Source organism: Streptomyces sp. NPDC015125, from assembly GCF_043080045.1.
Lineage (GTDB): Bacteria > Actinomycetota > Actinomycetes > Streptomycetales > Streptomycetaceae > Streptomyces.
This window is the reverse complement of sequence record NZ_JBIBVF010000016.1, coordinates 116,439-136,276: the sequence shown is the minus strand read 5'-3', so window position 1 is coordinate 136,276 and position 19,838 is coordinate 116,439. Positions and strand designations below refer to the sequence as shown.

Sequence of the window (19,838 nt, the reverse complement as noted above, 5' to 3'; positions counted from 1 at the left end):
CTGTCAGGCTCGCCTTCAGCGCGCTGCCGCGCCGAGGTCGTCCATGGCCGGCAAGCGTCCGAGCGAGGCGGCGATCAACTCGTCCGACGCCGCCATGTCGGTCATGTTCCCGCTGAGGAACTGCTGGTAGGCCGACAGGTCGAGCAGCCCGTGGCCGCTGAGGTTGAACAGGATGACCTTCTCCCTGCCCTCCTTCTTGGCCAACAGCGCCTCTTCGATCGCGCCCCGGATGGCGTGCGCCGACTCGGGCGCCGGAATGATGCCCTCCTCGTTGGCGAAGGTGAGGCCGGCCTCGAACACCGGGCGCTGCGGGTAGGCCACCGCCTCGATCAGCTTCTGGTGATACATCGCGCTCACCAGTGGGGCGGCGCCGTGGTAGCGCAGGCCGCCGGCGTGGATGCCCGGGGAGACGAAGGTGTGCCCCAGGGTGTACATCTTGGTCATCGGCGTGATGCCGGTGTAGTCGTTGTAGTCCCATGCGTAGCGCCCCTTGGTGAGCTTGGGGCATGCCTCCGGTTCCACCGCGACGAACCGGGTCTCCAAGCCCTCGCGCACCTTCTCGTGGAAGAACGGCAGACAGATGCCGGAGAAGTTGCTGCCCGCGCCGACCGAGCCGATCACCACATCCGGGAAGTCGCCGATCGCACGGAACTGCCGGACGGCCTCCTGCCCGATCACGGTCTGGTGCAGCAGGACGTGATTCTCCCCGCTGCCCACCGAGAGGTTGCAGCGCTCCACTTGGCGCGCATGCTCGAAGGCCTCCGCGTTGGCGATGGACAAGCTGCCGTCGGTGTTCGGGTCGCGGGCCAGCGCGGCGCGGCCCGCCTCGGAGTTCTCGTTGGGGCTGGAGATGACCTTGGCCCCGTTCATCTCCATCATGATCCGGCGGTAGGGCTTCTGGTCGTAGCTGACCCGGACCATGTAGACGGTGCACTCCAGGCCGAAGATGCGGCAGGCGACGGCGAGGGCCGAGCCCCACTGGCCGGCACCGGTGCCGGTGGTCAGGCTGGTGATACCGGCCTGCTTGTAGTAGTAGGCCTGGGCCAGTGCGGTGTTCAGCTTGTGGCTGCCGGTGGTGTTGGTGCCCTCGTACTTGTAGTAGATCCGGGCCGGGGTGTCGAGCAGCTGCTCCAGCCTGCGTGCCCGGTTGAGGGGGGTCGGCCGCCAGCGCAGGTACTCCTCGCGCACCGGCTGCGGGATCTCGACGAACCGCTCCTGACCCATGCTCTGCCGGTACATCGACAGCGGGATCTGCGGGGTGACCGTGCCGCCGCCCTCGCGGGCCTCCGGCCGTGCCTGGCGCAGCTTCGCCGCGTCCTCAACGCCGGTGAGGTCGGACAGCACGTTGTACCAGTGAGTGGGAACGATTTCTTCAGCGGTCAGCGAGGTTTCTGCCGAATTCACCATGCGTTTCCAACCCTCGTTTCTAGGAATTTTCCACGTGCGACTGGACCAACTTCACGAGATCCTCGACCCGCCGCAGTGCGACCTGAAATATCTCGCTGTCACCGATCGTGATGCCACATTCCTTCTCGACTCGGACGACGATTTCAAGAATGGTCAACGAGTCGATCCCGATCTCGCGCAACTCGTCATCAATCTTGATTTCGGCCGGTGCGGACGAACCGAGTACGGTTGCGATGATCTCGCATACCTGAGTGTCAACTTTCTCAGGAGACATCAAGGTAATCCCTCTTCCCTGGACAGTTCTTGGCCTTTCCGGCTGTTCCGCTAGGCCATGGGTCCCGTCATCACTGCGGTGCGCAGCCCGAGCAGCAGCAGAACCACCCCACTCACCCAGGCCAGCCCCACCCGCACCGCCGGCATGGCCAGCAAGCGCCTTGCCAGGCCGACCAGGGTGACGACCACCGCGTACCAGCCGGCGCTGATCATGATCTGCACGCTGGTCAGCGTGACCACGTCGGCGGGCGAACCGCCGCCGGCCGGCAGGAACTGTGGGATCAGCGCCAGGTAGACGGTGGCCATTTTGGGGTTGGCGGCACTGGTGACCAGCCCGGACCGGTAGGACCGCCACAGGTCCGCCGCGCCGTGCCCCTCGGGCGCCTGGTCCGGCTGGTGGCCGAAGTTCCGCCGGTTGCGCACCGTCATCACCGCGAGATAGCAGAGGTAGGCGGCACCCACCAGCTTGAAGGTGGTGAACACCAGCGGAGAGGTCTGCGTCAGTGCGGCCAGTCCGAGGGCGGAGGTCGCCGCCCACAGGAGCAGCCCGGTGCTGCTGCCGAGAATGGTCACCATCCCGGCCCCACGTCCAAAATGCAGCGTCTCATTCACCAACACCATGAATGACGGCCCCGGTGCGGCCACCATCGCGAAAATCGTCGCGATGAAGACCCAAGTCACCATGAGGCTGCCGCAATGTCCATCGTCATTCGATCGGAGAACGGAGCCAACACTTGTGCATCCAATCGAAACGACCCCCCTCCAATGATCTGAACATCCCCCCGGATCTTGATCACCACCATTGGCACGCTATCGGCTTTGAATGACCCAGGCAACAAGCTGGGAAAATAAGTTCCAGCCCGAGAGGGAAAGTTACGAGCCAGTAGGATCCAATTTTGGTCACCCCGAAGTGCGACCATGAGCTCGCCACGTCGGAGGTACTGCGGCAGCTAGTGCATATTCGGCCATCAGCAGGTCTTCGTCCGTGTGCTGGAGGCGTGTCCAGCACCACACTTGCGCTTCTCGGGGAACCAATCGAAGGCAGTGGACTATAAGCGTGTTGCAGAAGGCCGCGATCGGGCCGAACCGCGTGGTCGTCGCGCCTGAACCACCTGGGGTGACACCTGTGGTGATGAGGGCGGCCGCGCCGCGCGGTCAGGACCGCGCGGACGGCCGGGCCGCGGTGCCGCTCTTCAGCACTTGGCCGACCGGGGCCCGGGGGTAGGCAGGGGTGGCAGGCATGGCGCCAAAGAGGGCCCGCAGGCAGAGCGGTCCGGGGACGTGGTCGAGGACCTGGTCGATGTCCGGGGGCTCTCCCCGGGCGGCGGCAGGTTGGTTGCGCCGGAGGCGGGTGCTGTTGCCCGGGGTGACGGCGTTGGCCCGGTTGGCGACCTCTGCAGCCGCAGCCGGGTTACGCGGCTCCCCTGCCGCGGCGGACCCGGGCCGCCTTGCGGGCCTCGGCGAGCTTACGGGCCTCGCCGGCCTTGCGGGACTTGCCGCCGGTGCCGCGGGAGGCGTCCTTGCTGGTGCCCAGGCCGCGGAAGGGGGCGTTGGTGTTCTTGGCCCGGGGCGCGGCGGGCCCACCGTCGAGCGGGGTGCCGGAGGGAGCCTTGGCCCCGGTGATCCGGCTCAGCTCCGCCTCGCCCGAGCGCACCTTGGTGATCGTGGGCTCGATGCCGGCCTCGGCCATCAGCCGGCTCATCTCGTGGCGCTGGCCGGACAGCACCAGCGTGACGACGCTGCCGGACTCACCGGCCCGGGCCGTGCGGCCCGCGCGGTGCAGATAGTCCTTGGGGTCGGTGGGCGGGTCGACGTTGACCACGAGATCGAGGTCGTCGACGTGCAGGCCGCGGGCCGCGACATTGGTGGCCACCAGGACGGCGATCCGGCCGTTCTTGAACTGCGCGAGGGTGCGGGTGCGCTGCGGCTGGGACTTGCCGCTGTGCAGGGCCGCGGCGTGCACTCCGCTGGCCCGCAGGTGCCGGGTGAGCTGGTCGACCGCGTGCTTGGTGTCCAGGAAGAGCAGTACGCGGCCGTCGCGGGCGGCGATCTCCGTGGTGACGGCGTACCGGTCGGGGCCGTGGACGAGCAGCACATGGTGGTCCATCGTCGTGACCGCCCCCGCGGACGGGTCGACCGAGTGGACGACGGGGTCGTGGAGGTAGCGGCGGACCAGGTGGTCGACGTCGCGGTCCAGGGTGGCGGAGAACAGCATCCGCTGGCCGTCGCGGTGCACCTGGTCGAGCACCTCGGTGACCTGCGGCAGGAAGCCCATGTCGCACATCTGGTCCGCTTCGTCGAGGACGGTGATCCGTACCCGTCCCAGGCGGCAGGCCTTGCGCTCGATGAGGTCGTGCAGGCGGCCGGGGGTGGCGACGATGACCTCTGCCCCGTCGCGCAGCGCAGCGGCCTGCCGGCCGATCGACACACCGCCGACGACCGTGGCCATCCGCAGCCGGAGCCCGTCGGCATACGGCGCGAGCGCCTCGCTGACCTGTTGGGCCAGCTCCCGGGTAGGTACCAGGACCAGAGCGAGGGGCTGTTTCGGCTCCGCGCGCCGCCCGGCCGTCCGGGCGAGCAGCGGCAGACCAAAGGCGAGCGTCTTGCCCGATCCGGTGCGCCCGCGCCCCAGGACGTCGCGTCCCGCGAGGGCGTTGGGCAGCGTGGCTGCCTGGATCGGGAAGGGCTCGCGCAGGCCGAGCTCGGTGAGCGTTCGCAGCACCTCGGCCGGCAGGTCCAGGTCGGCGAACGAGGCGACCGGGGACACCGTCGGGGTGTCGGTCACCGGCCGGGCGTGGTCGCCGTGCGAGGTGCGGAGGCGGTCCGGGGGGTTCATGAAGAGCCTTCCGCATGGGGAACGTACCGAGGAAGGCCCGGCAGGAATGAGCAGCCGACGAAACAAGGGGACCGGACCGACGGAATCGCCGCGTCCCAAGCCGTCCAAAGGCTTGAGGGTAACACAAAGTGACAGTTCGAACGGCCCACGCCGGGTCACCCACCGGGATCCGGAGGGGACACGGGGAGGGAACTTCTGCCGCCGGGCGGCGGGGTCCTCCGCGTCCCCGCCATCGGGCCACAGCCGGACAATCAATGCGGCGGCAAGGACACGGGCGGCATGTACCACGAGCCCGGTGCCTGCCGAGGGAGGGGTTCTTCCCAGGAGTGATCTTCGGGTAAATGAACCGGAAGCCGTGGGGCAGGAGACCTGAACGATCTTCAACTCAAGGCTGGGAGACACTCGTTCATGGTGACGCCGATACGCCGGGAGCATGCCGCAACTCGCCGTCCTCGTTTCCGCATGCGGCAGTTGACCACGGCATTCGGTCTCGTCGTCAGCGGTGTCCTCGGCACCGGACTCGTCCTCAAGGCGCTCTTGCCGGGCTCGGCTATCCGCCCTGGGGCAGTCGCCCTTCTCGGCCTGGTGCTCGCCGCAACGGCCCTGGTCGTCATCCGGCGCAGAAATCGCGGCCCAGCCATACCGCGAGGGGCCGGTACCTCCTGTGCCCAAGCGCCCCCGGCCTCCCCCGAACTCAGCGTCCAGAGCGAGGAGGACCTGTCGGACGAGGACGTCTATCTGGCCGACGATGCCGACGTGGGGCCGGATGAATTCGAACGCATGGTGGCGCTGCTGTGTGAACGCGACGGGTGCCGGGAGGTCCGCGTCGTCGGCGGCGCCCATGACCTGGGTGCCGATGTTCTCGCCGTGACGCCCGATGGGCTCCGTCTCGTCATCCAGTGCAAGCAATACGCCGAAGCCAACCGGGTCGGGTCCCAGGACCTCCAGCGCTTCGGCGGAACCTGTTTCACCGTCCATGACGCCGACGTCGCCGCAGTCGTCACCACCAGTACCTTCACCGGGCCCGCAGTTGCCTACGCGGAGCAGAGCGGCATCCGGTGCCTCGACCACGACAAGCTCTTCGCCTGGGAAGCGGGCACCGGCCCCGCCCCATGGCAGGCCGGCGGCTGATCAAGGCGGCGCGCTGCTCCACCCGGGGATGGGGGCCGTTCAGTGCAGGAGGCTCAGGCCCGCACCCGAACGGCCCCGCACCCACGGGCGCGTGACACCACCTGCCCTTACGCAACCGACTCGTTCGCCGCGCAGGAGGACTCGGCTACGCCTCGGCGAGGAGGCATTCGCGCAGGGTGGCGTACGTACGGGTCAGGAGGCGGGAGACATGCATCTGGGACAGGCCCATTTCCTCGCCGATCTCGGTCTGGGTCATCTCCGAGCCGAAGCGGAGTTCCAGGAGAGTGCGCGCACGCTCGTCCAGCTGGGCCAGATGTGGCTTGAGGGCCTGGAGGTCCTCGGCCAGGGCGAGGGCGGGGTCCTCGTTGCCTATCAGGTCGGCAACGAGCCCGGTCTGCTGCTTGCTGCCGCCGGCTTCGATGGGCCGGTCGATGGAGCCGGCGTCGTAACCGTTGCAGGCGACCAACCCCTCGATGACCTCCTCCTCCCCCAGCCCCAGATGGGCCGAGAAGTCGGCGACGGACGGCTCGGGATTGCCGCGCCCTTCGAGCTCTTCGCGAGCGCGGGCAAGGTCCACGCGCAGCTCCTGCAGACGCCGCGGGACGTGCACGGACCAGGTCGTGTCACGGAAGAACCGCTTGATCTCGCCGGTGATATAGGGGATGGCGAAGGTGGTGAACTCGTTCTCCAGCGACACATCGAAGCGGTCGATGGCCTTGATCAGACCGATCGTGCCGACCTGCATGATGTCTTCCATCTCCTGCCCGCGGCTGCGGAAACGGCGCGCGACATAGCGCACCAGCGACAGGTTCATTTCGATGAGCGTGTTGCGCGCGTACTGGTACTCCGGGGTGCCTTCCTCCAGGTCCGACAACCGCTCGAAGAACAGCTTCGACAGGCGACGCGCGTCCTGCGGGGCGACGCGCTGAGCCTCCTCCACCTGCGGCACAGCCGACCGAGCAGCCTCATATGCGGTGCCCCTGTCCGAGCGATTCACCGAGATATGGGCCTGCGCCGCTGCCATTGCCATGACTGCTCCTCCCTGCTCTCCCCGTCATGCCGTCACGCCCTCACCTACCCGGTGACCACACGCAAAACTGCCATCCGGCAACTATTTCCATGAGGAAACTATGGCGGCAGGTTTTCGGTGCCCGGAACGCCCCGTACGTCTGGCCTCTCTGCAGGTCAGAGGCTCAGCGGACGGGAACGCCGAAGGTTGAGGCAAATGGGGGGTGAGGTAAGAGGGGCGAGGTTCTCTCTTCGCCGGGGCCGAGCCCGGCCTACGCAGACGCCGGGAGCTGAGCACGGGCGGCCACGCCGGGAGCTGCAGGAACTTCCGGCACGCCACCCCGGAGGAGTCCGGAGGAACCCGGAGGAACCCGGAGGAGTGCTGTTCGCCGTACGGGGCGGCGCACCGGCAACACGGTGATCACGCGAAACCGGGGTCGGTCACGCCGCAACCGCCTGAGGGACTCGTGCGCACCTCTCGGCTGACCTCAGCCAGCCGGTGAGGTCGGCACGGGCACGGGCCACCCGGGAGCGGACGGTGCCGATGGGACAGCCCACGATCGCGGCAGCATCCGCGTACGGCATCCCGACCAACTGGGTGAGCACGAATGCCTCGCGCCGTTCGCCGTCCAGTGCTTCCAGCAACTCACTCAGGGCGAGACCGTCGTCGAAGCCCGGCAGTCCGCTGGGCTGGCGGTGTTCCGCGACCGCCTGCCAGTCGTCGACATCGGCGATGCGCGGACGGGCGGCGGCAGAACGGTAGCGGTCGATCACCACCCGGCGGGCGATCGACAGAAGCCAGGTACGGGCGCAGGAGCGGCCGGCGAATCTCGGCAGGCCGGTGAGGGCGCGGAGAAACGTCTCCTGGGCGAGGTCGTCTGCGCTGTTCGTTTCGCCGCTCAGATGTGCCACGAATCGCCATACATGGCGGTGGGAGGCGCGTATGAAACGCTCGGCGGCATCGGGGTCACCGTTCCGGGCGGCCAGCGCCAGGGCGGTCAAATGCTCGTCGTCCGCGGGGGTCCGCTTGCCACCGGCCGGATCGAAAAGGGCAGGAATCATCGCCACATGTCCTTCGGAGGGTGCGGGGCGTACCAAGGCATGGCACGGCCTCGTCGGTGAGCGGTATTCCGGGAACCCGTACGAAGGCCGGTGCCGACGTCCAGGCGCGACGGTCGACGGGCGCTACGGGCAGGCCGGAGAGCCGCAGGGGCAAGGGGCCGGCGTGTGGTCCGGCTGCGCTCACGGAGGTACGGGGGCGGCAGCCGCGCGGACACGCCGGTACTGCGCCCGCCACCGCTGCAGGGGACCTTGCAGAAAAGGGAGTGGGGATCCCGGACTACATCGACCACATCGCGTCATTGACGGCAGTGGCGTCCCTGACGGCAGTGCGGAGTCCCGGGCAAGCAGTGCCGGGGAAGTCCCAGGGCGGGCGGTCAGCAGCAGAAGGACGGGTTCGGCGGGCCTCTGCGGGACAGGACGTGATGCAGGAACACCCCGCGCAGGCCCAGGACGTGACCGCGACCGGCCACCGGACGAGCGGTCGGCTTCAGGCCGGTCCAGCCCAGCGTCGCCAGGACCAGTATCAGGGGCGCGAACCACACCGCGGCCACACTGCGAGCGAGCCGGAACGCGGCCGCCTCGCCGCGCCACAGCCACAACCCGCAGACCAGCGCGGCCAGCACATGGGCAAGGAACATACCGAAGGTGCCGTGGCCGGAGTGCGCCATCTGCATCCGGCTCATGTCGCCGCGCAGGGCACCGATATCGCCCAGGTGCGCGGTGGAGGTGGCGAGCTTGCCGGCCGTGCCCGCCAGATGACTCATCCCCGTCATGTCGCCCATGGGTGTCGCTGACGAGGCTTGGGCCGCCTCCAGGTCGAGGCCGGACCGGAACGACTGCGCCAGGCCGAACAGGGAGTGCAGAGCCAGTTGTGCCACGACGGCGGAACCGGTCACGACGAACCCGCCGCGTTCCCGCCCTGCCGACCACCAAGCCGCCGAGCCCGTTGCCCCGAGTGCGGCAGCGAGAGCCCACGAGGGCAACGGTTGCGCGGACATCAACGCATGTCCCAGGGCTGCGGTCGTCACGCACACCACCGCGAAGATTGCGGCGCGCGCAGCTCGTGAAACCGACCCGGCAGTCATGTTGGTCATCGTGCCAGCCGGTTCATCCGATCGGGAGGGTGCATGGCGCCTCGGGCTCAGTTGTTGTCCGGATCCGCTAAACCACCTCGTGGGTGGTCAACTGAGTGGCAGAGCACCTGAGATGGAGGGCAGGCATCACGCCTGCCCTCGGCGGATCTCCTGCGCTCGGCGGCCCTCCTGCGCTCGGCGGACCGCCTCCGCTACGCAGTGCTTCGGCAATTCCGCAGTGCGCCCCCATCGACCATGCGGGACAACGAGACAAGGGGACAGCGGGACAGCAGGACAGCAGGACAGCAGGAGCTTCCCCGGCATGCCGTTGCTTGCGTCGAGCAACTCGCAGTGACCGGGAACTGATGACCGGGAACTGATGGCCCGGCCCGTACGACTGACTGGGCCCGGCCTCAGGCGAGGCCGGGGCCGGTGTTTCGGGAGGGCTGCGGTGCGGGTGAAGCGTGGGACGGAATCGGGAGCCGCTGCGCCCGACGGCGATATGGCCCGGCCGCGGGATGCGGGCCCGGCGGTGACACTGCTGCTGACGTCCGCGATGGCCTTCTCGATGATGCAGCTCTTCCTGATCGGCGCGCTCGGGCCGCGGCTGGTCGGCGAGCTGGGGATCTCCCGTACGGTGCTGGGCTTGACCACGACGGCGGGTTTTGGCGCAGCGGCCTTGCTGTCGCCGGCGGCGGGGCGCTTGGTGGACCGGGTGGGTCCACGGCGCTGTCTGGTGGCGCTGTTGCTGCTCGCCTCCGTGTCGCTGGCACTGATCGGGGCCGCTCCGGGGGCGGCGGTGCTGCTGCTGGCGGTGGCGCTCGGCGGTCTGCCGCAGGCCCTGGCCAACCCGGCGACCAACAAGCTGATCCTGGCGGCCGTTCCGGCCGAGCGGCGGGGTGGGGTCACCGGGCTCAAGCAGTCCGGGGTCCAGTTCGGTGCCTTCGTGGCGGGGCTGCCGCTGTCACTGCTGGCCGCGGGGGTGGGCTGGCGTGGCGCAGTGTGGACGGCAGCGGGCACGGCCGCGTTGGCCGCGATGTGGGCAGCCCTCGTGCTGCCGCCCGACGCGGTCGCCGCGGCTCCGAGCGGCCGCCCTCCGCGGCCCCTGCGCGGCTTGACGCGGCAGCTGGCGATCTTCTCCCTGCTGCTCGGCTGCGGTATCGCCTCGGTCAACACCTACCTGGCGTTGTTCGGTTCGCAGCGCCTGGGTCTCTCCCCGACCACGGCCGCCGCGTTGGTGGCCGTCCTGGGCGCTGCCGGTATCGGCGGGCGCATGGGGTGGTCGCGGGTGGCAGGGCGGCCGGGACGAGCCGAGGCGCTGCCCGCCGTGCTGGCCGCCGGGGCGGTGGGTGCGGCGCTGCTTCTCGCCGTCGCGGTCCTGGCGCATCCGCTGGTGTGGGTGGCCGCGATCGCCGTCGGATCGTTCGCGGTGTCGGCGAATGCGGTGTCCATGGTCCTGGTGCTGCAACGAGCGGCACCGGGGCGTGCCGGGCAGGATTCGGCGCTGGTGTCGGCGGGCTTCTTCGCCGGGTTCGCGGTGGGCCCGCCGTTGTTCGGCTCCCTCGTCTCGGCCGCCGGCTACGGGCCGGGATGGCTGCTGGTGGCAGCCGAGTTCGCAGGGGCGGCAATGGTTGCCGTGCCGCTTCGGTCGCGTCGCCAAGAGGAGACGGAATGAATACGCCCTCAGAAACGGTGGGTTGGACCGCATCAGGTACGGCGGGTTGGGCCGACCAGGCGCTCGCTTCCCTGCTGGAGCGGGTCTCGGTGACGGCGGACGAGGTCGGTCCGCGCTTCCCGCTGTACGCGGACCGGGACAGCGGCTCGTGGAAGTCCACCTCGCGGGGTTCATGGACCGGGGGGTTTTGGGCGGGGCTGTTGTGGTTGCGCGGGCTGTCCTCGGGCGACTCGGCGCACCGTGCGGCGGCGGCCGCCTGCACCCAGCGGTTGCGGTACTGGGTCCGGCAGGACACCGCCACCCGCGGGCTGGTGCTCTGGTACGGCAGCGCGCTGGCCGCCGGTCCGGGTGGCGACGAGGCGGCGGGCCGGCTGAGAGAGGAGGCGGCGCGGGCCTGCCTGGCCGCGTACGAAGGCGAGTTGGGGCTGGTGCCGTGGGGCGACGCCTTCGGCGGGCCGCGACTGCTGGCGCGAGCGGACGGTGTACCGGGGCTCGTGCCGCTGCTGGCCCGCGCGCCGGGCGCTGGGGGCGCTGGGGGCAGTGGGGGCAGTGGGGGCAGTGGTCAGGCTGCCGCGTACGGCCATCTCACCCGGCATCTTGAATTGTGCCTGTCCGAGGACCCGCCGCGCCCTGCGTGGCAGGCCCGGCCGCACGGTGCTTGGACGGCCTGCTCCGAGCCCGCGCCCGGCTGGAGCCGTACGGCGGCGTGGCTGCTGCTGGGGGCCGCTGACGGGCTCCACTGGCTCGGGGACGACGACCGGCTGCGGGAGGCGGCAAGGCGGCTTGCCGCACTGCGCCTCGCGCCGGCCGCACGGCTCATCCCTCCGGCTCAGGACGGGTGTCCGTTCGGCCCGGTGGACACCTCCGCCGCAGCGATCGAGGCGGTGGCCGCGCTGAAGCTGGCCACGCTCGTGCGGGCAGCGGGCGACGGGCAGGAAGCCGACCGCCTGACGACCCGAGGGCACCTGATCCTGCGCCGGTTGGCCGAGGCGCACCTGTCGGACTCAGGTGCGTTGCTGGACGGCTGCTACGACGCCGCGCGCGGCCTCGCCACGCACCATGAGCTGATCTGGGGAGACTTCTTCCTCGCTTGGGGGCTGGCGATACTCACCGGGCTGACGGAGCCGTTCACGATGTGACCAGAGCGGAAGTCGCGGCGCGGACGAGGGGGAGATCGCGGCGTGGCGGATCTCAGCGCGACCGCGGAGTTCTCAGCGCGACCCGCCGAAATCACGGCATGCCGGCAGAGTTCACGAGGTGCCGTCGTCATCGCGCAGGACACGGCGGGCCACCGCGGCGATATGCAACTCGTCCGGGCCGTCCAGCAGCCGTGCCGCACGGCCCATACGGAACAGCCCAGGCAGCGCGGTGTCCGGTCCGAGGCCAGCCGCGCCGTGCACCTGGATCGCGGCGTCGGCGACCTGTTGCAGCATCCGGGCCGCCGCGACCTTGGCGAGCCCGGTCTCCAGCCGGGCGTCGTCGCCCGCCTCCAGGCGGGCCACCGCCTCGTACACCAGCGGCCTGGTCGTGCGGATCGCCAGCAATGCGTCGAAGACGAGCTGCTGGACGAGCTGGCGGTCGGCCAGCGGACCCGATGACTGGCTCCGCGACCGGGCTCGGACGCACATCAGGTCAAAGGCCCGTTCGGCCTGTCCGAGCCAGCGCAGACACCGCAGGACGCGGCCGAGTCCGAGCCGCTCCCCGGCGATCCGCAGCGCCTTGCCGCGCTCGCCGACCAGGTGGTCCGGGGGCACGGTGACGCCGTCGAGTTCGATCTCCCACTGGCCGCCCACGCCGAGCACCGGCAGTTCGCGCACCACCCGGAAGCCGGGCGCGGACGTGGGCACCAGGAGCAGCGACAGGTCATCGCCGGTCCGGGCCGTCACGGTCACCAGGTCGGCGTCGCCCGCTCCTGTGATGAACCACTTGCGCCCGTGCACGGTCCACGTCCCGTCGGGACCGGCTTCGGCGCGGGTCGCGGTGAGCGCGGGGTCGGTGCCGGGAGTGTCGGGCTCGGTCATCGCGTAGCAGATGCGCAGCTCACCCGCCGCGATGCGCTGCAGATAGCGCCCACGAACCGGCTCGGCGGCGTGGCGGCCGAGCATCAGCACGTCCAGCAGGGGGCCCGAACCGAGGGCGGCGGGACCGTGGTCGCTGGCCCCCTCGGCCTCGGCCAGCTGCGCGTAGCGGGACAGCGGCAGCCCTCGTCCGCCCCATTCGACGGGCAACGGCAGGGCCCACAACCCGGCGTCCTTCGCCTCCGTCCGGAGGTTGCGCAACACGTGGTGCGCGGCCGGTCCGCCCGCGTCGAGCACCGGCTCGGCGGGCATCACCCGCTCCCGTACGAACGCTGCTACGCGTCCACGCAGCTCGGCGGCTTCGGGCGGACAGTCCGGCAGCCCGAACGAGCCAGGGCCGAGGGCCGCGTCCGCACTCGGAAACCTCGGGGTGGCCTGCGCACGATCCATGGGGTTCACCGCTTTCCTCCGTATCCACCGGGAACTCGGTGAACCGGCAGTCCGACTTACTGGCCGTGGAGTTGGTCGGCCCCGGTCGTCGTCTGGTTCCCGTACGTCTACGTCCGTACGAGACACGCGGCGCACACTGCCGTCGCCGGAGAGGAACGCCGTGAACGCCGTGAATACCGTGAATACCGTGGGAAGCCCCACTGTCATCGGTGCGCATCGGCCGCTGGAGGAGGTGGACGTACAGGTCTCGGGGCCTGCCGCACTCACCGCACCGGCACTCGCCCATCTGCGGTCGCTGGGCGCATGCACGCCGGAGACGCCGGCCGCGCGGACCGGCCCCGCGCGCTTCACCGCAACCGGCCATGGGCTGGGCGAGGTGACTGCGTACACCGCGTGGGCGGACGTCCTGCCGGAAGCGGACGCCGCCGACGAGGCAACCGTCCAAGCGGCCACCGGGATGATGCAGGTGCACGGCAGACGCGACGGCGCACCCCGCGGACTCGCCGTCGACTACGCAGCCACCTGCGCGTCCGTCCTCACCGTGCAGGGCCTTCTCGCCGCACTCCTCGGCCGGGCGCGAGGCGGGGGCGGGGCCACAGACCTCGCCACCGGGGCCGACCGGGCAGCGCTGCTGACGATCTCCCAGTACGCCGCGGCGGCGAACGCACCCGAGGGGGAGGCGGTCACCCCGGCTCCCGGCGGCCCGCCGTTCACCGCCGCAGGTGGCACCCGTTTCGAGCTGGAGGCGCTGGAGCCCGCGCCCTGGGCCCGGTTCTGGCGCGCACTCGGCGCGCCCGAGCAGGCGATACGCGCCGGCTGGCCCGCCTTCCAGTTCCGTTACGCCACCGCCTGCGCACCCCTGCCCGAGGAGCTGCACCGGACCGCGCGCACTGCCTCCTGGACGCGCATACGGGAGGCCGCCGCCTCGTCGGGAGCCGAGGTGTGCGCACTGCATACGCTGGCCGAGCGGGCGGCGGAGGCGGCCCCCGCCGCACCATGGACCCTGGCGTCCTCTCCCGGGGCAGGGACCCCGCCCGCCTCCGGCTCCCTTTCCTCCGGATCCCTTTCCTCCGGCCCCTTTTCCTCCGGCTCCTTTTCCTCCGGCGCCCTTTCCTTCGGCGCCCTTCCGCTCTCCGGCCTGACCGTGCTGGAAGCGGGCCGCCGCATCCAGGCCCCGCTCGCCGCCCATCTGCTCGGCCTGCTCGGCGCGGACGTCGTACGGATAGAACCGCCCGGCGGGGACCCGCTGCGCGGCATGCCCCCCTGCGCCTCGGGGGTCTCCGCACGCTGGCTCGCCCTCAACCGTGGCAAGCGTGCCGTGGAGGTCGACATCAAGTCGGCCGTCGGGCAGGCCGAGTTGCGGGAGCTGGCCGCCGGCGCGGATGTCTTCCTTCACAACTGGGCCCCGGGCAAGGCGGAACAGTTCGGGCTGGGCGCCGGCCATCTTGCGCCCGTCAACCCGCGCCTGGTGTACGCCTATACCAGCGGCTGGGCCGGCCGCCTGCCCGACGCCCCCATGGGCACCGACTTCATGGTGCAGGCCCGTACCGCCGTCGGCGAAGCGGCCCGGCCGGCCGACGAGCCGCCCGCCCCTTCCCTCATGACCTTGATCGATGTGCTCGGCGGACTCGTCGGCGCCGAGGCCGTGCTCGCCGGTCTTCTGCTCCGTGAGCGCACCGGGCACGGCGTACGGGTGGAGTCCTCACTGCTCGGTGCCGCGGAGACACTCACCGCGCCCGCGGTGCGACGGGCCGCGGCGGGCCGGGCCCCGCGCCGTCCGGCCGGATTCCGCCGTCCGCTGGCGACCGCCGACGGATGGTTGGCGCCTGCCGACGACTCCTCCCGCACGGCATGTGCCGAGTCGGCGCGCCTGCGAGAGCTGTCATCCGACCGGGCAGTCGCAGCCCTTCGCGAGCAGGGCCGGTCCGCCACCGCCGTCACCACCGACCTCGGCGCACTTCCTGAGGACCCACGCCTGCGCGGGGCCTTCACCCGCGATTCCCACGGTTCCCTCGTCGTCCCCTCGCCCTGGAGGTTCGCATGACATCCCCGCTCCCCTCCCGGTTCCACGATCTGGTCCCCGCAACGCTGCGGCGCGCCTGGGCGGCCGAGGGCCACTGCCCCGACCTGGACCTGTATGCGCTGTTCCGGGCCCGCCGGACCGCCGACCCGCACGCCACAGCCGTGATCGACGCTCGCGGCGAGGTCAGTTACACGGAACTGGACCACCAGGCACGATGTCTGGCCACCGGGCTCGCCGAAGCAGGCGTCCGTCCCGGGGACGTGGTGGGGGTCCAACTCCCCAACAGCAGAGAGGCGGTCGCGGCCGACCTCGCCGTGGCCGCGCTGGGCGCTGTCGTCCTGCCCTTCCCGGTCGGGCGTGGCGGGCGGGAGGCCGTGTCGCTGCTCGGCCGCTCCGGGGCCCGCGCGGTCATCGCCGTCTCCGAACACCGTGGCGTCGAGCACGCGCGGGAGCTGGCCGAGCTGTCCGAACCGTCCGGCGAACTGCCCGCTCTGCGCGCCGTGATCGCAGCCGGCCCCGGCCCGGTCCCCGACGGCTGCCTGTCGCTGGCCGATCTGCTCCGCGCCGACACGACCGCGTTCACCCCTGCGCGCCCCGACCCCGACACCGCGGCCCGGATCTTGGTCTCTTCCGGGTCCGAGGCCGAGCCCAAGATGGTGGCGTACTCGCACAATGCGCTCGCGGGCGGCCGTGGCAACACACTCGCGCCGCTGCTCCGCGACGGCATGCGCCCTCGCTGCCTCTTCCTGGTACCGCTCGCTTCGGCCTTCGGCAGCAGCGGAACCGCCGTCACCCTCGCCCGGCACGGCGGATCCCTCGTCCTGCTCGACCGCTTCACGCCCGACGCGGCCCTGGAGGCGATCCTCGCCCACCGGCCCACCCATGTACTGGGCGTGCCCACCATGGTGCGCATGATGCTCGACCGGCTGCCGGACACACGCGAGACCCCGATCGGGCTGACCGCCCTGATACTCGGCGGCTCCGCACTCGACGCGGCCACCCGCGACGAAGCCCGCCGGGCCTTCGGCTGCCCGGTGGTCAACCTCTACGGTTCCGCCGACGGCGTCAACTGCCACGGCGGCCTGACCGGGCGGGGCGCCCCCGACGACCCTGCGGACGACGGCCCGGGGATCAAGGTGGGCCGGCCCGACCCCGGCGTGTGTGAGATCCGTATCGCCCCGCTGCCCGGAGGCGCCTCCGGCGAACCGGGAGAGATCGTCGCGCGCGGCCCGATGACCCCGCTCTGCTACGTCGGTGCACCCGAGCTGAACATGCGGTACCGCACCGCCGACGGCTGGGTCCGTACCGGGGATCTCGGCATGCTGGACGCCGACGGCACCCTGCGGGTCGTCGGCCGCCTGAAGGACATCGTGATCCGCGGCGGTGCCAACATCAGCCCCGCCGAGGTCGAAGGCGAGCTCTCCTCCCACCCGGACGTCCGCGAGGTGATGTGCGTGGGCATCCCCGATCCCCTGATGGGCGAACGACTCGCGGCGTGTGTGGTGCCAAGGGCCCAACGAAAGCCCGAGCTTGAGAGCCTGTGCGGCCACCTGGACGCGCGTGGTCTGGAGCGCCGCAAACACCCGGAGCGTTTGCTGCTGGTGACCGACGAGCTGCCCCTCACCCCGGCGGGTAAGCCCGATCGCGCCGCCCTGCGGGAGAGGGCGGCTGCCGAGTTCCCCACCGAGCACGCACAAGCCGGCTGAGGCCGGGAGGGGGAGGGACCGCAACACCGCGGCCCCTCCCCCTCTCGTGCCAGCCGGCCGGTCAGGAACCGGCGAATGCCTTCTCCATCTGGCCGGCCGCCTTGCGGTAGACCCCGAGCAGGTCGAGGTCCGCGCCCGGGTAGTTCACGACGTTCAGCTGCTTGGCGCCCGAGCCGGGCAGTACGGTCCCGGTCGACATGTTCTCGTTGTCCAGCACGAACGTGGGCTTCTTCGCCGACAGTGCGGACAGCTGGGCCGGCGTGACCGCCTCCGGCCCGTAGGTACCGACCACCTTCGCCCCTGCCAGCTCGGCCGCCCACGTCGTGAACGTCTGGGCCGCCACCGCCGGAGCCTTACCACCGGGCCACGTGGCCTTCACCTGCTCGGCAAGGGAGGCCCACTCCGCCGTGAACTTGGTGTTCCACTTGGCCGCGGTCTGCCGCGTCCCGAACGTCTTGCCCAGCTTCGTCACCTCGGCCTTGGTCGTCGCGGGCGCGTTGTCCAGCGTGACCTCGATCAGCTTCGCCTTGGAGCCCGCGGCGTCCTTGATGCGGCCCGCGAACGGCTCGAACGAGGCGTAGAGGACGTAATCGGCTCCGGCGACCGCTGCCAGGTCGGACGGCTTCAGGTCATAGTCGGGCGCATGCCGGACCGACGCGGGAACAAGGGACGTGACGTTCTTGGCCCCGGCCGCCTTGGCCAGCGCCGCCTCCCAGCTGGAGGTGGCGACCACCACGGGACCGGACGACGCCGGCCCCGACTCGCCGGCCTTGTCCGTACCGGCCTTAGCGGAGCCGTCACCGCAGCCGGTCAGCAGGAGCAGCCCCGCACTCAGTGCCGTGACTGCGGCGAGGGGGCGGAAGAGGATGCGGACGTGCGCCATGATGAGGTTCTCCGTTCGGGTACGAGATGAGCGGCAAGGGCGACCGCCCCCGCGGCGAGGACGAGAACCGGACCGGGCGGCAGGTCCCAGGCCAGCGAGATCAGGAAGCCGACGACGTTCACGACGACGCCGATGCCGATCGCCCAGAGCGTGATCGACACCAGCGAACGGCCGAGGCGGCGGGCGGCGAGGGCCGGCAGCAAGGTGAGCGCGTCCACCAGCAGCGCGCCCGTAAGACGGATGGCACCGGCCACCGCGACCGCCACCAGGACCAGCAGCACCACGGTCAGCCGCTGCACCGCCACGCCGGAACACCACGCCAGCTCGCGGTCGTGCAGCAGCAGCGCCAGACCGCGGCGGCGCCAGATGAACAGCCCCGGTACGGCCACGGCCAGCACACCCAGCACGACGAGATCGGCCGGCCGCACCGCCAGAATCGACCCCCACAACAGCGCGAACGCCCCATTGGCATTCACCCCGGAGAGCGCCAGCATCAACAAGGCGGCAGCTATGGCCAAGCTCATCAGCAGGCCCATCGCTCCGGACAGGCCCTCGGCGGTGCGGGCCAGCGGCGCCACCCCCGCCCCGGCCAGCGCACACGCCACCAGCGCGCACAACACCGGGTCCAGGCCCAGCAGTTGGCCCACGGCGATGCCCAGCAGCGCCACATGCATCATCGCGAAACGCACCGGCACGATGTCCAGCCCGACGATCACCACCCCGACGACCGGCAACCCGAAGGCGGCCAGCAAAAGCCCCGTCCCGGCCCGCTGCACCGGGACCAGCTGCCACAGGTCACCGACCTGCCCCCACGCGCTCACGACACCTCCCGCAGCTGTCCGGCAGCCATCTCCAGCGTCCGGTCGCACCGCGCGGCCATGGCCCGGTCGTGGGTCACCACGAGCAGCGTCACCGGCAGCGTGGTGAGCACCTCGGCGGCCTCCTCCTGCCCCGCGAAGTCCAGCGCCGCGGTCGGCTCGTCCGCGAGCAGCACACCCGCTCCGGCCGCCACGCAGCCCACCGCCCGCGCCAGGTGCATGCGCTGCAACTGACCACCCGAGAGACTGCCCACCGGCCGGTCCGCCAGACCGCCCATGCCCAACCGTTCGGCCGCCCGCTCCGCCTCCGCCAGGTCACCGCTGCTCGCCAGCAACTCCCGTGCGAGCAGCGGAAAGCGCCCGGGTGCCGGCCGCTGCGGAATCCACCCGCACGCTCTCCTCCGCCAAGCCCACTCGGCAGCGCTGCGGCAGCCCCGGCCACCGACCACGATCTCCCCGTCGACCTGCCGGTGCAGACCGAGCACCGCCCGCAACAGCGTCGTCTTCCCCGACCCGTTCGTACCGGTCAGAGCGATCCGCTCACCGGCTCTCACTTCCAGATCGACCCCGGTCACCGCTTCCAGGCGGCCATGGCGGCACACCACCCCCCGAAGCCGCACATCGAGGCCGCCCGCACCACCCGGCTGCCGCTTTGCTGGGGACCCTGACCGCTCCTCGCTCCGTTCCACAGCCCACTAGTCGGGCAAGCGGTGTGCCGAGTTCCCGCGGGGCGGTGGATTTTCTGCCTACGGCCTTGCCCCACCACGACCTGCCTACGGCCCGTCCCGCCACCCCGGCGGCTGCCCTCAACCGCCCCACCCTCTCCGCTCGAACAATCGCTCCGACAACTGCTCACCGAAGTGCTCCTCCCGAGCGGCTGCGCGACGGCTGTCCTGTATCAGCGAAGGTTGAGCGTTCTCACTGATCCTTGATGACCAGTAGGTTCGTCTCGCTGAAGTTTGAGTGGCGAATGTCGCTGGAGTGTCAGGGTGGCAGTAGCGGAGTTCGCGTGGGCGGTCACGGACCCGGCGCTTAGGGCGTTCAACTAACAGTGAACGTGCCAGTTGCCGAGGCGTCCGGAGGCGGGATTGCGCGAAAGCGTGGGTCACCGATGGTGCGCTATGCGGCATGACAGTGCCTTCCGATCGCGCGCCGCCGCTGCTCCTGAACTCTGCTGTGCCGGTCCGATCGGTCTTGGCGCAGGTCGTTGCCGTGACAGACAAATAGATGCCACCGTCCGGCACAGCAGCTCGTCGACCTTCACACGAACAACGAACAACCTCAGCCGGACGGGAAGGGGCAGCCGTCCCTGTGGATCTGTCCTCGGTGATCGGGATGAGATCAGCCACCGGCAGCGCGGGCTCGTGGCGTTGAGGCCAGGAACCGTTGTCTCGCCCGTTGGTGTGCACCAACGAGGTTCGAGGACCTCATCTGTCGTGCCGGAACATCTGAACCTGGAATCGGCCGTGTCAGGC

General features: G+C 70.7%; 16 protein-coding genes. 5 read left to right on the top strand and 11 right to left on the bottom strand.

Features of this window, described 5'->3' with window-relative positions:
• Positions 1–15: 15 nt before the first annotated feature.
• From ACF088_RS28205 to ACF088_RS28190, 4 genes are all read right to left on the bottom strand, one after another.
• Entirely contained in the window at positions 16–1,407 is a 1,392-nt protein-coding gene (locus ACF088_RS28205) for a TrpB-like pyridoxal phosphate-dependent enzyme (RefSeq protein ID WP_392378654.1), read from the bottom strand.
• 19 nt (positions 1,408–1,426) lie between these two features.
• On the bottom strand, positions 1,427–1,681 hold the full coding sequence (locus ACF088_RS28200) for an acyl carrier protein (RefSeq protein WP_392378653.1): 255 nt from the start codon (positions 1,679–1,681) through the stop codon (positions 1,427–1,429).
• Between the two features lie 50 nt (positions 1,682–1,731).
• Positions 1,732–2,328: a LysE family translocator gene (locus ACF088_RS28195; RefSeq protein ID WP_392378673.1), complete on the bottom strand. Its 597-nt coding sequence runs from the start codon at positions 2,326–2,328 to the stop codon at positions 1,732–1,734.
• A gap of 763 nt (positions 2,329–3,091) precedes the next feature.
• A complete protein-coding gene (locus tag ACF088_RS28190) occupies positions 3,092–4,516 on the bottom strand; it encodes a DEAD/DEAH box helicase (RefSeq protein WP_392378652.1) in 1,425 nt (474 codons plus the stop codon).
• Between the two features lie 462 nt (positions 4,517–4,978).
• On the opposite strand from ACF088_RS28190, the gene ACF088_RS28185 reads away from it, so the two are divergent.
• Positions 4,979–5,647 carry a restriction endonuclease gene (locus tag ACF088_RS28185; RefSeq protein WP_392378651.1) on the top strand — a complete coding sequence of 223 codons (669 nt, stop codon included), beginning with the start codon at positions 4,979–4,981 and terminating at the stop codon, positions 5,645–5,647.
• Positions 5,648–5,792: 145 nt separating this feature from the next.
• Here ACF088_RS28185 and ACF088_RS28180 read toward each other — a convergent pair whose 3' ends face one another.
• From ACF088_RS28180 to ACF088_RS28170, 3 genes are all read right to left on the bottom strand, one after another.
• Positions 5,793–6,671 (bottom strand): SigB/SigF/SigG family RNA polymerase sigma factor, encoded by an 879-nt coding sequence (locus tag ACF088_RS28180; RefSeq protein ID WP_392378672.1) that lies wholly within the window; start codon positions 6,669–6,671, stop codon positions 5,793–5,795.
• Positions 6,672–7,096: 425 nt separating this feature from the next.
• Positions 7,097–7,717: a sigma-70 family RNA polymerase sigma factor gene (locus ACF088_RS28175; protein ID WP_392378650.1), complete on the bottom strand. Its 621-nt coding sequence runs from the start codon at positions 7,715–7,717 to the stop codon at positions 7,097–7,099.
• Positions 7,718–8,091: 374 nt separating this feature from the next.
• Complete coding sequence (locus ACF088_RS28170; protein ID WP_392378649.1) at positions 8,092–8,613, bottom strand: hypothetical protein; 522 nt, start codon at positions 8,611–8,613, stop codon at positions 8,092–8,094.
• 679 nt (positions 8,614–9,292) lie between these two features.
• On the opposite strand from ACF088_RS28170, the gene ACF088_RS28165 reads away from it, so the two are divergent.
• Positions 9,293–10,465 (top strand): MFS transporter, encoded by a 1,173-nt coding sequence (locus ACF088_RS28165; RefSeq protein ID WP_392378671.1) that lies wholly within the window; start codon positions 9,293–9,295, stop codon positions 10,463–10,465.
• Positions 10,462–11,604 carry a sugar ABC transporter permease gene (locus ACF088_RS28160; protein ID WP_392378648.1) on the top strand — a complete coding sequence of 381 codons (1,143 nt, stop codon included), beginning with the start codon at positions 10,462–10,464 and terminating at the stop codon, positions 11,602–11,604. The genes ACF088_RS28165 and ACF088_RS28160 overlap by 4 nt, the downstream gene beginning before the upstream one ends.
• A gap of 111 nt (positions 11,605–11,715) precedes the next feature.
• Here ACF088_RS28160 and ACF088_RS28155 read toward each other — a convergent pair whose 3' ends face one another.
• Positions 11,716–12,933: an acyl-CoA dehydrogenase family protein gene (locus ACF088_RS28155; protein ID WP_392378670.1), complete on the bottom strand. Its 1,218-nt coding sequence runs from the start codon at positions 12,931–12,933 to the stop codon at positions 11,716–11,718.
• 187 nt (positions 12,934–13,120) lie between these two features.
• On the opposite strand from ACF088_RS28155, the gene ACF088_RS28150 reads away from it, so the two are divergent.
• Both ACF088_RS28150 and ACF088_RS28145 read left to right on the top strand, forming a co-directional pair.
• Complete coding sequence (locus ACF088_RS28150) at positions 13,121–14,977, top strand: CoA transferase (RefSeq protein ID WP_392378647.1); 1,857 nt, start codon at positions 13,121–13,123, stop codon at positions 14,975–14,977.
• Positions 14,974–16,662, top strand: a complete 1,689-nt coding sequence (locus ACF088_RS28145) for a class I adenylate-forming enzyme family protein (RefSeq protein WP_392378646.1) — start codon at positions 14,974–14,976, stop codon at positions 16,660–16,662. The genes ACF088_RS28150 and ACF088_RS28145 overlap by 4 nt, the downstream gene beginning before the upstream one ends.
• Positions 16,663–16,723: 61 nt before the next feature.
• Here ACF088_RS28145 and ACF088_RS28140 read toward each other — a convergent pair whose 3' ends face one another.
• Genes ACF088_RS28140 through ACF088_RS28130 form a run of 3 tightly spaced genes read right to left on the bottom strand, consistent with a single transcriptional unit; the run spans position 16,724 to position 18,947 of the window.
• The gene (locus ACF088_RS28140; RefSeq protein WP_392378645.1) at positions 16,724–17,545 is read right to left on the bottom strand and encodes an ABC transporter substrate-binding protein; all 822 of its coding nucleotides are present in this window, start codon (positions 17,543–17,545) and stop codon (positions 16,724–16,726) included.
• Positions 17,494–18,366 (bottom strand): metal ABC transporter permease, encoded by an 873-nt coding sequence (locus ACF088_RS28135; RefSeq protein WP_392378644.1) that lies wholly within the window; start codon positions 18,364–18,366, stop codon positions 17,494–17,496. Before ACF088_RS28135 ends, ACF088_RS28140 begins: the two co-directional genes overlap by 52 nt.
• A complete protein-coding gene (locus ACF088_RS28130; protein WP_176956716.1) occupies positions 18,363–18,947 on the bottom strand; it encodes a metal ABC transporter ATP-binding protein in 585 nt (194 codons plus the stop codon). Before ACF088_RS28130 ends, ACF088_RS28135 begins: the two co-directional genes overlap by 4 nt.
• Positions 18,948–19,838 lie beyond the last annotated feature (891 nt).

Excerpts from the sequence above, each read along its gene's own strand:
- ACF088_RS28205 (WP_392378654.1), bottom strand. The coding sequence starts at position 1,407 with ATGGTGAATTCGGCAGAAACCTCGCTGACCGCTGAAGAAATCGTTCCC.
- ACF088_RS28200 (WP_392378653.1), bottom strand. The coding sequence starts at position 1,681 with ATGTCTCCTGAGAAAGTTGACACTCAGGTATGCGAGATCATCGCAACC.
- ACF088_RS28195 (WP_392378673.1), bottom strand. The coding sequence starts at position 2,328 with ATGGTGGCCGCACCGGGGCCGTCATTCATGGTGTTGGTGAATGAGACG.
- ACF088_RS28190 (WP_392378652.1), bottom strand. The coding sequence starts at position 4,516 with ATGAACCCCCCGGACCGCCTCCGCACCTCGCACGGCGACCACGCCCGG.
- ACF088_RS28185 (WP_392378651.1), top strand. The coding sequence starts at position 4,979 with ATGCGGCAGTTGACCACGGCATTCGGTCTCGTCGTCAGCGGTGTCCTC.
- ACF088_RS28180 (WP_392378672.1), bottom strand. The coding sequence starts at position 6,671 with ATGGCAGCGGCGCAGGCCCATATCTCGGTGAATCGCTCGGACAGGGGC.
- ACF088_RS28175 (WP_392378650.1), bottom strand. The coding sequence starts at position 7,717 with ATGATTCCTGCCCTTTTCGATCCGGCCGGTGGCAAGCGGACCCCCGCG.
- ACF088_RS28165 (WP_392378671.1), top strand. The coding sequence starts at position 9,293 with ATGGCCCGGCCGCGGGATGCGGGCCCGGCGGTGACACTGCTGCTGACG.
- ACF088_RS28160 (WP_392378648.1), top strand. The coding sequence starts at position 10,462 with ATGAATACGCCCTCAGAAACGGTGGGTTGGACCGCATCAGGTACGGCG.
- ACF088_RS28155 (WP_392378670.1), bottom strand. The coding sequence starts at position 12,933 with ATGGATCGTGCGCAGGCCACCCCGAGGTTTCCGAGTGCGGACGCGGCC.
- ACF088_RS28145 (WP_392378646.1), top strand. The coding sequence starts at position 14,974 with ATGACATCCCCGCTCCCCTCCCGGTTCCACGATCTGGTCCCCGCAACG.
- ACF088_RS28140 (WP_392378645.1), bottom strand. The coding sequence starts at position 17,545 with ATGGCGCACGTCCGCATCCTCTTCCGCCCCCTCGCCGCAGTCACGGCA.